General features: G+C 37.7%; 7 protein-coding genes, 1 tRNA gene and 2 pseudogenes. 5 read left to right on the top strand and 5 right to left on the bottom strand.

Annotated elements, in window-relative coordinates:
* Nucleotides 1–66: 66 nt before the first annotated feature.
* The 4 genes from cysS to ES711_RS12130 all read right to left on the bottom strand — a co-directional run bounded on the left by cysS (nt 67) and on the right by ES711_RS12130 (nt 5,322).
* On the bottom strand, nt 67–1,548 hold the full coding sequence (gene cysS, locus ES711_RS12115; RefSeq protein WP_146893565.1) for a cysteine--tRNA ligase: 1,482 nt from the start codon (nt 1,546–1,548) through the stop codon (nt 67–69).
* A gap of 54 nt (nt 1,549–1,602) precedes the next feature.
* Nucleotides 1,603–2,280, bottom strand: a complete 678-nt coding sequence (folE, locus tag ES711_RS12120; RefSeq protein ID WP_146893566.1) for a GTP cyclohydrolase I FolE — start codon at nt 2,278–2,280, stop codon at nt 1,603–1,605.
* Between the two features lie 286 nt (nt 2,281–2,566).
* Complete coding sequence (locus ES711_RS12125) at nt 2,567–4,090, bottom strand: OmpP1/FadL family transporter (protein ID WP_146893567.1); 1,524 nt, start codon at nt 4,088–4,090, stop codon at nt 2,567–2,569.
* Between the two features lie 32 nt (nt 4,091–4,122).
* Nucleotides 4,123–5,322, bottom strand: coding sequence for a hypothetical protein (locus ES711_RS12130; protein ID WP_146893568.1), 1,200 nt, complete (start codon nt 5,320–5,322; stop codon nt 4,123–4,125).
* Between the two features lie 100 nt (nt 5,323–5,422).
* Here ES711_RS12130 and proS point away from each other — a divergent pair, with 100 nt between their 5' ends.
* The 3 genes from proS to rpsT all read left to right on the top strand — a co-directional run bounded on the left by proS (nt 5,423) and on the right by rpsT (nt 7,438).
* Entirely contained in the window at nt 5,423–6,901 is a 1,479-nt protein-coding gene (proS, locus tag ES711_RS12135) for a proline--tRNA ligase (protein WP_146893569.1), read from the top strand.
* 184 nt (nt 6,902–7,085) lie between these two features.
* Nucleotides 7,086–7,157, top strand: a tRNA-Glu gene (locus tag ES711_RS12140).
* Nucleotides 7,158–7,183: 26 nt separating this feature from the next.
* Nucleotides 7,184–7,438, top strand: a complete 255-nt coding sequence (rpsT, locus tag ES711_RS12145; protein WP_146893570.1) for a 30S ribosomal protein S20 — start codon at nt 7,184–7,186, stop codon at nt 7,436–7,438.
* A gap of 167 nt (nt 7,439–7,605) precedes the next feature.
* On the opposite strand, the gene ES711_RS12150 is transcribed toward rpsT, so the two are convergent.
* Nucleotides 7,606–8,346 (bottom strand): NeuD/PglB/VioB family sugar acetyltransferase, encoded by a 741-nt coding sequence (locus ES711_RS12150; protein ID WP_146893571.1) that lies wholly within the window; start codon nt 8,344–8,346, stop codon nt 7,606–7,608.
* 1,168 nt (nt 8,347–9,514) lie between these two features.
* Here ES711_RS12150 and ES711_RS12155 point away from each other — a divergent pair.
* Nucleotides 9,515–15,970, top strand: a pseudogene (locus ES711_RS12155) (malectin domain-containing carbohydrate-binding protein); the annotation flags it as partial.
* Nucleotides 15,971–16,063: 93 nt separating this feature from the next.
* A pseudogene (locus ES711_RS16630) lies at nt 16,064–16,813 on the top strand (PKD domain-containing protein); the annotation flags it as partial.
* Between the last annotated feature and the right edge of the window lie 324 nt (nt 16,814–17,137).

Below are 17,137 nucleotides of genomic sequence, written 5' to 3' on the forward strand. Positions count from 1 at the left end.
GGTTTTGTTTTATGCCGATCATGTCGTAAAAGATATATGGGTGTTCCCCAAGAGCATCCTAAATAATTAATTGGTCGTAAAGGTGGTGCCTTCTTTCCCGTCATTAAGTTGAATACCTGCCGCCGCCAGTTCATCGCGAATTTTATCTGACATGGCAAAATCTTTATTAGCTCGCGCTTCTTGACGGAGTTGAATTAACAATTCTACAGCACCTGAAAGTTTTTCTGTGCCTTTTTCAGCCTCATTGACATTCACCAATCCTAAAACATCAAAAGCGAAAGTATGAACGGTCGATTTTAGCACGTCTAAATCCTCTTGGGTAATGCTAGCAGTGCCCTCCTTAATTTGATTGATATACTTAACAGCTTCAAATAAGTTGGCAATAAGAATAGGTGAATTAAAATCGTCATTCATCGCGTCATAGCATTTCTGTTGCCAATCTTTGATGTCAAATGTTGAGGTTGTACCCGATTTTAAATCTTCTAAAGCAGTCACGGCATCCATTAATCGGAAGAATCCTTTTTCGCTCGCCAAAAGGCCGTTGTTGGTGAAATCTAAAATACTTCTATAATGGGCTTGAAGCATAAAGAACCGAGCAACACTTGGTGTAAATGACTTGGTGATATGAGGATTGTTTCCAGAAAAAATTTCGGTAGGCAGAATAAAATTACCGGTTGATTTTGCCATTTTCTTGCCGTTCATGATAAGCATATTGGCATGCATCCAATAATTTACTGGAGGCTTTCCGTTACTAGCTTCGGCCTGGGCAATTTCGCACTCATGATGAGGGAATTTTAAATCCATTCCACCGCCGTGAATATCGAACTGCTCGCCCAAATACTTGGTGCTCATCGCGGTGCATTCTAAATGCCAACCTGGGAATCCATCACTCCATGGTGAAGGCCAGCGCATAATGTGCTGTGGTTCTGCTTTTTTCCAAAGGGCAAAATCCTGAGGGTTTTTCTTGTCAGATTGGCCATCAAGTTCGCGCGAATTGTGCAATAGATCTTCAACATTACGCTTGCTTAAAATGCCATAAGGTTTAGTTTCATTGTATTTTAAAACATCAAAATAAACCGAGCCATTAACTTCATAGGCCAATCCCTTATCTAAAATCGTCTTAATGATTTCAATCTGCTCAATAATATGCCCTGTGGCCGTAGGCTCAATGCTCGGCGGTAGAAAATTAAATTTATTTAAGATGTTATGAAAATCAACCGTATAGCGTTGTACGACTTCCATGGGTTCAATTTCTTCTAATCGGGCTTTTTTAGCAATACGGTCTTCACCCACATCAGCGTCATTTTCTAAGTGCCCTGCATCGGTAATGTTTCTTACAAACCGCACTTTATACCCTAAATGTTTAAGATATCTGAAAATGACATCAAAAGACATAAATGTTCTTACGTTTCCTAAATGGACATTGCTGTATACCGTAGGTCCGCAGACATACATGCCAACATAGCCTTCACTTATAGGGGTGAAAATCTCTTTCTCTCCTGATAAGGAATTGTAAATTTTAATTTGCTGTTTGTCGTAAAGATGCATTGTAACGATTTATGTTGATTTCAAAATTTCAGAAGGTACTGTTCAGGGCAACAATTAAAAGTGGGTGTCCAATTTAATATAATCTAAGAATTCGCGACGCGTATCTTGATTTTTAAAAGCACCACCAAACTCTGAAGTGACCGTGCTACTTTCAACATCTCTAATACCGCGGGAATTGACGCATAAATGTTTGGCGTCAATAACGCACGCCACGTCATCAGTGCCTAACACGCGTTGTAATTCTTGAACAATTTGCATCGTTAAACGTTCCTGAACTTGAGGGCGTTTTGCATAATAATCTACAATACGATTCATTTTAGATAGACCGACAACGGTGCCTTTGCTAATGTAAGCCACATGAGCTTTACCAACTATAGGCAATAAATGATGCTCGCAAGTAGAGTAGAGGGTAATGTTTTTCTCTACCAGCATTTCTCCGTACTTGTATTTGTTTTCGAAGGTAGAAGCATTGGGTTTTCTATCCGGACTTAAGCCTCCAAAAATTTCTTTTACAAACATTTTTGCAACCCGCATTGGAGTGCCCTTAAGACTGTCGTCAGTAAGATCTAATCCTAAGGTTTCCATAATATGTCTTACATCATCTTTAATGAGGTCAATCTTTTCTTCGGGAGAGAGTACAAAGGCGTCACTTCGCATAGGTGTGTCCGCAGAGGTGCCTACGTGATCTTCACCTAGAGCATCGATATTTTGTATATTATTATCTGTATTCATAGTCGTTTTGTAAAACCATCAACCGTCTCAAAAGTGTCGACGGTGTAATTTAATTGAAATTGGTTGCAAAGATAAACAAATATAAAATCATAGCATTAGCTCATTAATTTTATTGCTGCATCCTGTGAAAAACTTGAAAGCAATGCAAAAATGAGTGCTACATTGCTTTCGAGCGTAGTATTCCTGAATTCGATTTAGGTAGCGAATGTAACGTGCCAACTCATCTTTAAACAACAAAAAGCATCCGAAAACGAATGCTCTTTCAATATTATATGTATTCACTAAATTAAAGGCTGAATCCTAAAGTGAGCGTTACATTATCTATGGTCGTATCGAGCATTGCTGCATCGGTCAATCCTACTGAGTACAACTGTTGATTATAGTCTCTTTGAGAATGGTCATACGCCAAATCGAGGCTTAAGTTTCCAAAATTATATCCTAACCCAACGGAGTACCCGTTTAAATCGCCATAGAACGAATCATTTTTATAAGGACTTTCCTCTAATCTATAACCGCCTCTTAAACTTAACTGTTTCATTCGATATTCACCCCCTAATCTATAGGTCGAAGCACTTTTCAGAACATCGCTCATAATGCCATTCTGCTCAGAAAAATAGGTGTCTGAAGTAGGTTTGAATTTGGTGCTTCCATAATCTTTTCGAGCATAATCAAAACTGATCAAACCTATTTCTCCAAATACGTAAGCCAAACTTCCTGTAATTTTTGCTGGGGTTTGAAGTTTATAGTCAGGATAGATATTGACCACAAAAGGATCAATTATTTGAGAAACATTTGAGCCTGCCTCGTTTCTCACCGTACCGAGATATTGGGTGGTTTCTTCAGAAATTGTGTACCAAGTTGGAGAATTATAGGATAAACCTACGCGTAAACCCTCATTTATTTTCGCAATGGCACCTACTTGAAATGAGAATCCACTACCAATAGTGGAAAGTCCGTTTTGAAACCTTACACTTTGAATTAAGGAACCCGCATTCCTATTGGCTTCGTACAGATCAGTAAACTTCTCATAATTGATAAAATGAGAGTTTAAATTAAGTCCGAAATAAAAGTTTTCACCGTATTGCGTTGAGGCATTAAAACTAAATTTACCATTGTAGCCCGTAGTTGCATAGGTATATTCCTGATCAAAATTAGTGCCTGTAATATTGGAAGTATACCCTGTATTGGCGTCATCATTAGAATTTGGTTCTAAGATATAGGATTCATAACCTAAAAATCCCTGTTGATTTCCAAATCCGTAAACTTTATTGATGTCAGAATAGGCAGCCGACAAACTCTCATTATCCAACGCGGAAATTTGATCGAGTCTCAAACCTTGTGCATAGCCTAAAAAATAATCACCTATGGACTGCGAGTTGGTATTAACACCTCTTACATTCCAAAAATTATCAAAGTTAGAAACCTTATCATAAGCTACACCAATGGCAAATTTTTTCCATGGGGAGTCGGCATTCATATTATTAAATACAAAGGTCGCTCCAGTTTGATTCAAATCGAATTTATTATCCGAAGATGAACTGACGCCGTTAAAATAATTGATGTCATTTTTAGTGCTCAAATTGGAGATGGAGATGGAGGCATGACTCTTTGAGAAAATGGAGGAACCGGCCGGGTTAATGCTCAGAGCGGACATATCACCGCCGAGAGCACCAAACGCACCGCCCATACCTTTAAAACGAGCAGTTCCCTGAACTTCGTCTTGCGAATACCTGACGGCATCAGAGATGTCCTGTGCGTTCATATAAGACATGGATAAGGCCGTTATGAACAGTAAACTTAACTTTTTCATATACTTAATTTTTTTTTAAAAATTCTGGATTTCTATCTGCCACCACGTCTTGAAGAGCTCGTTGGAACGCTTGCCGGCGCTGATCTGGTTGGAGCACTATTGGAGCTCCTAGCAGCAGGTGATGGGCTAGAACTTGATCTTGACGGTGTATAATTAGAATTACTAGTTGGTCTTGCTGGCGCAGACACATTGTTCCCGCGACTTCTGGTAGAACCACTACTTCTCGTACCTGAACTATTGCTTCTCGTTCTTGTAGAAGGCTGTACTCTGTTCTCTGTTCTTGTTCTTGTAGCGGGTTGCACTGTTCTGCCTGATGAATTACTTCTTCTATAGGTGTTATTAGTGTTCGTAGTAGGACGGGTTGTGCTACTTCTTCTATACGTATTGTTTGTTGAATTAACACCGGTTCTAGATGGAGTAGAACTTGTTGAACTACGTCGTCCCACGTTAGAATTTGTTCTATTTATTGTAGAATTCGATCTGTTTAACGTTGAAGAACGTCTGTTAATGGTAGTACTTGAATTTCTGCTCAATGTCGATTGAGAGCCATAAGGATTGACTGAGGTACTGCCCCGTCTGCTGTTGCTGTACGAGTAGTTATTTCTATAATATGAATTGTTGTGATTGTAGCCGTAATATGGACTGTGTCCGTAGCCGTAATTATATCCGTAACCATACCCATAATTATAACCATACCCGTAACCACGATAAGGATAGTAACCGCCGTAATAACCGTAAGAATAGAAAGGATCGTAGAACCCTGAATACCCCCAGCCACCATAACCCCATGCGCGGTAAGGGCTATAATATCCGTATCTGTAAGGCGACCAATTATTCATGTTATAGTTGATGGTAATATCAATGTCTTGACTGTCTTGACCCCATCCGGCATAGCCTTCTTCGTAAACAATATCACCATTCTCATCACCATAATTACCTTGATAAGAATCGATATCAGTGAATATTATATTCTCATTTTGGGAAATCTGACCGAACTCTTGGGATTTCTCTCCAAAATAATCTTTATAAAAACTGTTATTATTAGCTCTAACATCATTATAATACCCTTGAGGAGCTTCCTCATAGTGCTGTCCCTGAGGAACTTCAGATCTATAGATGCCATCATTGTCATAGCCAGCGTACTGATATGAACCACAAGAAGCTAAAATGAAAATCGAGCTTAGTGCAACAAAAAATGGCAATTTTTTATATAAGTAAGTTTTAAATTGCATATCTATTTGTTTTTATTGTTGAACATTACAAAAATAGTTAGTTTTGTCGAACTAATTATTTATTTAACATAAGCGCAATATTTGTGCCAAAAGACTGACGATGAGCAAAAATCTTACAAGCAGAGCGGATGATTATTCCAAATGGTACAATGAACTGGTAGTTAAGGCGGATTTAGCTGAGAATTCGGCAGTTAGGGGGTGTATGGTGATCAAACCCTATGGCTATGCAATTTGGGAGAAAATGCAAGCTGAATTGGATCGGATGTTTAAGGAGACGGGCCATCAAAACGCTTATTTTCCACTTTTCGTTCCTAAAAGTCTGTTTGAAGCAGAAGAGAAAAATGCTGAAGGCTTTGCAAAAGAATGTGCTGTGGTTACCCACTACAGATTGCAAAATGATCCGGACAATCCAGGAAAATTACGTGTAGATCCGGAAGCAAAATTAGAAGAAGAGCTTGTAGTTAGACCCACGAGTGAAGCCATTATTTGGAGCACCTATAAGGGATGGATTCAAAGTTATAGAGATTTACCTATATTAATAAACCAATGGGCCAACGTGGTACGCTGGGAAATGCGAACCCGCTTGTTTTTAAGAACCGCCGAGTTTCTATGGCAAGAAGGGCATACTGCACACGAAACGCGTCAGGAAGCGCTAGCTGAGGCACAACTGATGAATCAGGTCTATGCGGATTTTGCTGAAAATTTTATGGCTATACCGGTCATCCAAGGTGTAAAAACCGAAAGTGAGCGATTTGCAGGTGCGGAAGAAACCTATTGTATTGAAGCTTTAATGCAAGATGGGAAGGCACTCCAAGCTGGAACGTCACACTTTTTGGGACAAAACTTTGCTAAGGCCTTTGATGTGAAATTTACGAATAATGAAGGGAAACTAGATTTTGTATGGGCAACCTCTTGGGGTGTGTCTACACGTTTAGTGGGCGCACTGATCATGACCCACAGTGATGATAAAGGATTGGTATTGCCGCCAAATTTAGCACCAATACAAGTAGTGATCGTTCCTATACATAAAACGGATGAGCAACTAGAACACATAGGAGAGGTGGTTAAAAACTTGATGAGTGATTTGAGATCAAAAGCGATCAGTTGCAAGTATGATGATCGCACAACCCAACGTCCAGGAGCAAAATTTGCCCAATATGAACTTCAGGGCGTACCGTTAAGAATTGCAATCGGACCAAAAGATTTGGAGAATAAAACGGTTGAATTGGCGCGTAGGGATACCTTATCTAAAGAAAATACAGCACTCGAAGGTTTAGCCGACAAAATTGATGTTTTGCTGAAGGAAATTCAGGAGACCTTGTTCAAAAAAGCTTTAGACTTTAGGAATTCGCACATTACGAAAGTAGATAATTTTGAAGAATTTAAATCCGTTTTGAACACTAAAACAGGTTTTATATCAGCACATTGGGATGGTTCAGCTGAAACGGAGGACAAGATTAAGGAACTGACAAAAGCAACGATCAGATGTGTGCCTCTAGACCAAGAAAAAGAGGCGGGAACCTGTGTGTTTACTGGGAAACCGTCTTCTGGAAGAGTGCTATTTGCGAAGGCATATTAAAAATTTTTAAAAAAAGTTTGTTTAGGTGTTGCAACATTTAAAAATAGTTGTATTTTTGCACCCGCTGAAAGACATTAATACAGCATTAATGTTGGACAGGTTCACAAATAATTTTGTGAGTTCATTTGAAAAGGTTGCATATTGATAAAAAATGTTATTAATTTGCACTTTAAATAAAACAAATGGCCCGTTCGTCTATCGGTTAGGACGCCAGGTTTTCATCCTGGTAAGAGGGGTTCGATTCCCCTACGGGCTACAATTTTTTAATAAGAAGGAAAGAAAATGGCAAATCATAAGTCAGCATTAAAAAGAATCAGAAGTAGTGAATCTAAGCGTTTAACCAACAGGTATAAACATAGAACAACTCGTAATGCTATCAAAAAATTACGCGAATTAGAAGATGCAAAAGAAGCTCAAGAAATGCTTCCTGCAGTTTCTGCTATGATTGATAAATTAGCTAAGAAGAATATTATTCATTCTAATAAAGCAGCTAATTTAAAATCAGGTTTAGCGTTGCATATTGCTTCCTTAGCTTAAGGAAAAAAATCCTATTTAATATAAAGAATCCATTCTGTTTGAATGGATTTTTTTATGCGGTATAGTGAACAACATTTTGTGAAGATGAGCAGCGTATTTTAAAAGGTGAAGAGCTCCACTTTTAATGCCAAGATTGGGTTACCCTAGATGAAGAAATAAAAAATGATTTATTGTTCATAACGATTGCGCGTCATCGCTCCGTTTAATTTTTGTACAGTGACATCACCTTTTAAATAAGGATCCTCTACATCTCTATACCTAATAAAGCGCGCCGGAGATCCGTGTACTATCGATTTATCCAAGACATTCTTTATTACTAAAGAACCAGCTCCAATTAGGCTATGTTCACCAATAGTGATGTTCTCAATGATGTTTGATCCTAACGAAATGGCGGAAAATTTCCCTAACAATAAATTACCTCCTGTACATACTCCCGAGGAAATACTTGAGAAATCTCTCATTTTTCCGTCATGTCCTAATGAAGAGTTGGTATTGAGAATACAGAAATCACCAATGTTAGCATTAGAATTAATAATGGTGCCAGGCATAATTATAGTGCCTTTCCCGATTTGAGCAGACTTGCTGATTATGGAACTTGGATGAATAATCGATACAAAATTTAATTGAGGCGCAACCACCTTCAATTTATCCACCATCGCGCCTCTAGTCCAATTATTACCTATGGCTATTATGGCGCCATCTAAATTGTGTTCTTTCATTAGATTAGGCAACTCTTGCTCATTTCCTAAAATTTCATAACCATTAAACATTGAGCCTTTGGTCTTATAGGAATCTAAAAATCCAAGAACTGAGAATTTGTTCTCAGTCTGTATACAATCTAATATCATGCCACCATGACCAGAGGCACCAATGATAACAATTGTTTTTCTTCTTGCAAGAGTGTCCATAAATAGTTTTAATTTTAAAAACCGAATTGTTTAATTTAAAACATAATTAGATATCCTGTTGAGCCTCGAGATGTTATATAAAATTATACATTTTGAAGTTTTGCATATTTAATATTAGGTGCCAGCACAAAAAATGTCTAGTTTATAAAATTAAACAATCTAGAGCATTTCTTAGGATATAATGAACTCTAAAAATTAAAAAAAGTTCATTTTCTTTATTTTCTCAATCTTTTTCAATTTGTCGATTAAAAACTTGAGCAAGGATTCTTTCACCCCTAAGGAAGTCGAAAAACAAAAACATATTCCCTTAATTTTTGAATCATTGTCACTTTAATAATAATGCATTTTAAAAATGTTTATGAAAGTGGCATTTTACATTAGTTTTTTATGGATACATAATAAATGTTCAGTGCCTTACATAGTCTTAATTTCGATTGAGTTGCAAGATCCTACTAAAAGTATGATTAATGCTGGTATGAATTTTAGAAATAGGATTAAAAAATATAGGTGGACTACTGAAATTATTAAAATGCTTAATCTTTTCAATACTGCTTATCTGAATTTTTAAAAAAAAAATACAACAAAAATTTCAGAAAATTATAAGTAAATGCAGATTCTGCAGTGTAAAATATCTTACTGTCCTAAAACACCATTGGTCTAAAATGAAATATACGGCTTATTGTATAATTCTATTTCTCTGTAGGGACGCTATTTTTTAATTTCATGCTTAAAGCAGTACTTATTATTCTGCAACAAGAATTTACTTTTTCTTCAATTTTATAGCGCTTAAAAATTAGTATTTGGTCGGTAAACATCTCGTTTTTAACGAATAAGTGGAGGTATTTTCCTATTAAATATTTATTACTCTATATTTATTGACCTAATGGCTGAATTTTTAATCAAATCATTATACCGTCTTAATCAGTAAATTATGAAAATAACATTACTCCCAATGATGAAACGTTCTGAAATTTTAATTTTTAATTTTTCCTTAATCATTAAAAATAGTTTTCTGAACCTTCCTATTCCAAAGTCATTAAAAACTGGCTTATCTTCTTTCGTGTTTTCAATTCTACTAATAGGTGTCACCCATGCACAACTTCCCAAAGATAAGGAGAACAAATTTCAGCAAGTAGATCTACTTACGGGATTAAGGAATTCTACAACGATGAAATTTGCACCTGATGGACGAATATTTATACTTGATAGATATGGTGAAATCTTAATATATAACACAGAATCTCAATCATCAATTACCGCTGGATCCATACGTGTTTTTCACGAATTGGAAGACGGTTTATTAGGAATTGCCTTCGATCCTAATTTTCTGTCAAATAATTTTATATATATCACTTACTCTCCGATTGATTTTAATGTTAACCGTGTTTCTCGATTTAAAATGGATGGTGATGACTTGAATTTACAATCGGAAATAGTGTTACTCGAATGGCCAACTTCACGTACGGCTAAATTTCATTCTGGAGGGGGCATGGACTTTGATTCTAAAGGCAATCTTTATATAGCAACCGGAGACAATACTGGCTACGATAATTTTTATGCGGCATGGAATGAAAAAAATGCTGACTACAGTGCTGAAAAATCCTCATCAAATACCAATGATTTGAGAGGTAAAATTTTGCGTATTAAGCCTCAGCTTAATGGTACATATACTATTCCGACAGGTAACTTATTTCCTGAAGAAACACCCTTTTATAGACCAGAAATTTATGTTATGGGTGCAAGAAATCCATACCGGATTTTTGTGGATAGAACCAATACCGATTGGCTTTTCTGGGGCGATGTAGGTCCCGATGCGGATGCATCTAGCGTGCTTGGACCCACAGGTTTAGATGAGATTAATTTGACCAAAAAAGCCGGAAATTATGGGTGGCCATATTTTATTGGAGTAGACAATGGAGCGTATCAGATTCCTTATAAAACGCCAAAACCATTTTATAATGTTACTGAAAGCCCAGAAAACACTTCTAAATGGAATACTGGTGCTACCAATTTACCTCCAGCTCAACCGGCATGGATTGAGTATGATCATGCGAGTTTTTTTTCCGGGCCGCGTTATTATTATGATCATAGCTTATCGAACCAACAACGGCTTCCTATTGAGTTTGACGAGGCCTATTTTTATTATGATTTCAACACGAGTAAAATTTGGGCAGTTAAAATGGATGCTCAAGGCAAGATTATTCCTAATTCTAAACAACGATTTGCGCCAGGTGTGTTTCCTGGCAGTTCAAAAGAATTCAATGGGTATATAGATATGGCCATAGGCCCAGACGGTAAAATGTATATTTTGGCGTATGGAACGGGGTGTTGTCCGCAAAACGTGGGCACTGGTAGATTAATTAGAGTCGATTATACCGGAATAACTACAAATGCACCTCCAAATGTTAAAATTGCAGCTGATATTGACAATGGCTCCTTACCACTCACGGTAAAATTTTCGAGTGATGGTACAACAGATCCAAATGGCGATTCTCCTTTATCATATGAATGGGATGTTAATGAAGATGGTAAAGTTGATTATACGGTAGCAAATCCTACCCATACCTATACAGCCACGGGTACTTATAAAGTCAAACTGATTGTCAGGGATGGGAAAGGCGGTGTTGGCGTCAATAATATAACTATTAATGCTGGAAATAATGCGGCGCAATTCAATTTTGTTTACCCTCCCGATGGCGGTTTGATGAATTGGCAAGATGATGTGGAAATTAAACTCACTGTCACAGATATTGAAGATGGCTCGATTGATTGTGATAAGGTCAATATAGTTCCTTCATTAGGGCATTTAAACCATTTTCATGATGACAACACCTTAACAGGTTGTCCTACGACAGTAACCTTAGACGCTGACAATACGCATGGGGCAGATGGTGAACAGGATATTTTTTATGTTTTAAATGCAAATTATAAGGACACTAATGGATTGTTAGCTTTTGACCAAATTCAATTACATCCAAAAAGAAAGGAAGCAGAATTTTTTGATATTCAAGAGGGAACCTCCATTATTCCAAACTCGGACCCATTAGAAGGGGGCTCAAAGGCTATTCAAGTGAAAAATAAAAGCTATATATCTTATTCAGGTCGAAATCTTTTTAATATTACCGCAGTCAAATATAAAGTTGCAGCAACCCTTGGTGGCGGCATCATTGAACTCAGATTGGGCAGTATTACAGGACCACTTATTGCCACAACAAGTGTTCCGTCAACAGGAAGTAAAGATTCTTGGGTTGCCATTGAATCAAAAATTTCCGATCCAGGTGGAAAGAACGATCTATTTTTTGTGTTTAGACATCCTTCCCAAACTGATAATATTTTCCATTTAAATTATGTGGAGTTTATGGGAGCTGGAGTTTCTATAGATAATTCTCCTCCTTTAGTAGGAGACGTTACACCAATTGGAAATTCTCAAATCAAAGTTATATTTACAGAATATGTTACCAAAGTAACTGCGGAACAAATCTCAAATTACGTATTAAATCATGGCGTCAGTATTACTTCAGCCATCCTTCAGCCTGATGGAAGAACCGTTATGCTTGCCGTGTCTCCGTTAACTTCAGATGTGATTTATAATCTTCAAATACGTAATGTTAAAAATAATTCCGGAAAAGCGGTTGTTACCGATAGTTATGCGTTTTCGACCATAAGTTCTATCCGAATAAATACTGGGGGGCCTACCGTAAAGGTTGATTCTGGACTCTTTGAAGCAGATAATTATGTAACGGGAGGAAAGGACGGTTTCCAAACTACTTCTCCAATTAATGGCACTTACAATGACGAACTATATCAAACAGAACGTTATGGTAAAAGTTTTTCCTATACCATTCCTCTTCCAATTGCAGGAGAGTATGACATACGCTTACATTTTGCCGAATTACATTTTGGAATAGGAAATAGACCAGGCGGATCTGGCAAAAGAGTATTCAATGTAAGTATTGAGGGCGTTCAGGTACTTACTGATTTCGATATCTTAGACGAGACTAAGCCCTTAACGGCCCTTATTAAAGAATTCAATAATATATCGGTAACTGATGGATTTGCGAATATTCAGTTTCAAGGAGTGACGGAAAATGCGAAAGTATCCGCAATTGAAATACTTTCTCCAGACACCTTTAATTTGGAGCCAAAGATTACTATTGTATCGCCCCAAACTGGTTGGAATGTGGATGAAAATTTTCAGATCAGCTTTTCAGTTGAAAATTGGTCCATCTCAAAAGAGGGTACTCACATGCATTATTTTATTAACGATGATATGTTTCCGCATTATAATTACGGACCTATCAATGTCAATAATCTTAATCAAGGTAGTCATACAATTCGCTTAGAACTTTATAATGACAATCATTCTCCAACAGGCATATATGATGAAATTATGGTGGCCGTAACAGACCAACGCATATGTAATACCACGATTTTTCCGGAATCATGGGTAGTTCATCAGCTAGAAGCCAATCCTTATACAGCTGTTTATACACTTCCCAATTATGATTTAGATGGTGACGGTCTTAAAGACATTGTTACTGGAGGATGGTGGTACAAAAATCCAGGTTCCGCATCAGGGAATTGGGTAAAGAGCACCATAGGTGGGGGCTTCGGAAATGTAGTACACGTTTACGATTTTGATGGAGATGGTTATCAAGATCTTTTGGGAACCCAAATCGGACCATCTGGAAAAGAGTACCAAAGTGAAAGGTTATTATGGGCTAAGAATGATGGTAAAGGTAATTTCAAGGTATTTGACAATATACCGATGGTCAATTCAGGTTACTTCGAACCATTTCTAGCGGGGATTGCTGGTGGCAATTTTAGATTGGGAAGTCCTTATCAAATGGCAATCAATTGGAATGGCGCGGAAACTTCAACTGGATCACCAGTGCAGTTACTTACACCTTCTGCAGACCCTACTAAGGGCACATGGACTTTAGAAGACATCAGTAACGATTCTTCTGGGGAGGATATCAAAGCAGGTGATATTGATGGCGATGGAGATTTGGATCTTTTCCAAGGAGTTAATTGGTTAAGAAACGAAGGGAACGGGACGTGGACCACCTTTTCTACAGGAATCACGTATGCCACAACACTAGATAGAGTGCAATTGGCAGATTTCAATGGAGATGGGAGAATGGATGGTGTTGTAGGCCAGTTAGGTTTAGGTAGTAAGGCTGGGAAATCAGAATTTGCCTGGTTTGAATCCCCTGAAAATCCGACGCTACCCTGGATAAAACATGTGTTGAGCACTGATATTAAAGGGAGTCTGAGTGTGTCTGCAATTGACCTCGATTTTGATGGAGATATGGATATTGTGGTGGGAGAATGGTTGGGCAGTAAAAGACTTATTGCCTTTGAAAACGACTTATGTAATTCTGGAGAATGGCAAATGCGTATTCTTAATGATGGCTCTTTGAACCTTGAACATCATGATGGTGCAATGGTTACAGATATCGATAACGACGGAGATTTGGATGTCATCTCCAATGGATGGCTTAAAAATAAGATGCCACGTATTTACGAGAACACATCACTTGCTACAAATAATCAAGAACCTCTTACAGATGCAGGGGAAGATCAAACACTATCCTTGCCTACAAACACTATTATTTTGAGTGGATCAGGTAGCGATCCAGCAGGAGGGGCGGTGTCCTTTATTTGGACCCAAGTTGATGGGGCTAGTACTGCAACATTGTCTGGAAATGACACTTCAGAATTAAGTGTGAACAATCTTGTAGTGGGAGATTATAAATTTAAATTAACAGTTACTAATGATAAAGGAGTCCAGAAATCTGATGAAGTTAATGTAAAAGTATTGGCAGCAGCATCGGCAATTAGAATTAATTCTGGAGGTCCAGACTATATTTACAATAATTTACAATGGCAAAAAGATCAATATTTTAATGGTGGCAGTGTCCTCAAAAAATCTATTGATATAGCTAATACAGCAAATGATAAATTATATCAAACCGAGAGGTATCATTCAACTGGAAATTTGGTCTATAATATTCCCGTTCAATCTGGTACTTATGATTTGAATTTACATTTTGCAGAAATATATTTTGGGGTAGCTGGAGAGGGATCCTCTGGTGGAGTTGGGTCAAGAGTATTTAATGTAAATATTGAAAACGGTCAAGAACAATTATTGAATTATGATATTATAGTTGCTGCAGGAGGAAGTGCAACCGCTGTAATAGAGCATTTTACAGGTATTTTGGTGGATGATGGCAACTTAACCATAACTTTTACTGCTATTCAGGATTTTCCAAAGGTATCAGGAATTGAAATTTTACCCAGTAAAGGAGATTCATTAAAACCTATTGTTGATGCCGGTGGGGATAGACAAATCACATTACCTACAACTACCGCTACGCTAGATGGATCAGCCTATGATCCGGATGGAGGCTTTATAAACAGCTATAAATGGACGCAAGTAAATGGTCCAAATGAAGTAACGATGATCAATTCTAATACAGATAATTTGTCAGTTGCTAATCTCATGGAGGGTTCTTACACTTTCCGTTTAACCGTGATTGATGACGAAAATGACTCCGCTTCGGACGATATGGTTTTAAAGGTGTCAAAGACGCCCGTAGCTTTACGTATCAATTCAGGAGGTCCCGATTTTGAATTCAATGGAGAAATTTGGAATGCCGATCAATATTATTTAGGAGGCACTGTAGGTCAAAATCCGTCTGCAGTTATTGACAAGACGGAGAACGATCAACTGTATCAAACAGAGCGATTTAGTTCAAATAAAGAAGGTTTAATTTATGAAATTCCCGTGTCAAATGGATTGCATAATTTAAAGTTACATTTCGCTGAAATATATTTTGCTGTTTCAGAACCTGCATCTGCTGCTGGCGTCGGTTCAAGAGTATTTACCATAGATATAGAGAATGGGACCCATCGTATTGAAAACTATGATATTATTATAGATGCTGGAGGTGCCGCGACTGCTGTGGTTAAAAACTTTGCAAATATCCTTGTAACTGACGGATATCTCACTGTGAAATTATTGCCAGTTAAACAATTCCCGAAAATTTCAGGATTGGAAATTATTGAATCCCGACTTCCGAATGTTAGTGCCGGTGCAGACCAAACTATAACTTTACCGACAAATACAATAACTCAACATGGGGTGGGTAGCGATCCTGATGGTGGCTCAGTCAGTTATTTATGGACACAGGTAAGCGGTCCAGCTGCCGCTACATTAGTTGGTGCAGATACTCCGGATTTAGTGGCCAATAACTTGACTGCCGGCATCTATACCTTTAACTTAACTGTTACAGATGATGAAAACGACATTGGTAGTGATCAAGTTACAATTACGGTGATTTCTGATGCAGCAAATACGCCTCCAAAGGTCACTAATCCAGGAACACAAAATAGTGCTGAAGGCAATGCAATTACTTTGCAAATCACGGCTTCCGATGCGGATGGAAATAATCTCAACTATGGCATTACTGGACTTCCTAGTGGTTTAACTATCAATACGTCCACGGGAGTCATCAGTGGTACTATTGCTGCCGGTATATCGGCTAACAGTCCGTACACAGTTGAGGTGACGGTCACAGATGATGGTACGCCATCAGCTTCGACCAAGATCACCTTTATATGGAACGTTACGACGGCTGCTGCGGAAAATCAAGCCCCTGTGGTCACCAATCCAGGAACCCAAAATAGTGCTGAAGGCAATGCAATTACTTTGCAAATCACGGCTTCTGATGCGGATGGAAATAATCTCAGCTATGGCATTACCGGTCTTCCGAGTGGTTTAACTATAAATACGAGCACGGGAGTCATCAGTGGCACCATTGCTGCCGGTGCATCGGCTAACAGTCCATACACCGTTGAGGTGACCGTCACAGATGATGGTGCGCCATCAAAATCGACTAAAATTACATTTTCTTGGATCATTGGTTCTGCTGTAATTAATCAAGCACCAATAGCAGTCATAGTTGCAGATAAGATTGTAGGGGATGCGCCATTAAAAATATTCTTTTCAGGAAGTAAATCAACTGACGATAAGGAAATTGTAAGTTACATGTGGGACTTCAAAGATGGGATGACTAGTGATGATATGAATCCAATACATGTATTTGAACAACCCGGAACCTATGAAGTTGAGCTTACGGTGTCAGATGGTGTTCTTACGAATACTGCTACAATAATAATTACTATTATTGATTCAAAAGAAAGTATTAAAGTGGCCATCAAACCAAATCCTGCCTCTGTCTTTGCCAAACTCTACCTGCTAAATGCAACAAGTGACAACCGTGTAAATAGTATTAGATTGCATGATGCTGCTGGTAAATTTATAAACAGCATTACCAATCCTCTTGTTGTTGATGGTTATTACAAGATTCCGATTTTAGGATTGGAAGAGGGCATATATTACATGACAGTTCATATAGAAGGAAGTACTAAAAAAGTAGTAGGCTTTGTTGTGAAAAATTAATTTGTTAGAAAATCCCATTTAAAAGGAGTTGCAATCCCGTTGTTAACTCCTTTTTTTTTTGCTTCGGTTTTAGTCCATTTAAATGTCCGCCTAGTGGTCTATCATATTCCAATAAGATGATGTGTAATATCGAGAGTCTAGTTATGGTAACTTTTTCTAACTATTTTAAATTACTTGAATTCTTTTATAGCTACAGTATAAAATACCCAAGAGACAGGTCGTAGGTATTATAACGAATATATCGGTTTGTAATCGACTAAAAATCAATACACTATTAAACTTAAATATAATTAATGTATTTTTATTCATAATGATTCCCTCCCC

The sequence above is a fragment of the Gelidibacter salicanalis genome (assembly GCF_007997285.1).
GTDB lineage: Bacteria > Bacteroidota > Bacteroidia > Flavobacteriales > Flavobacteriaceae > Gelidibacter > Gelidibacter salicanalis.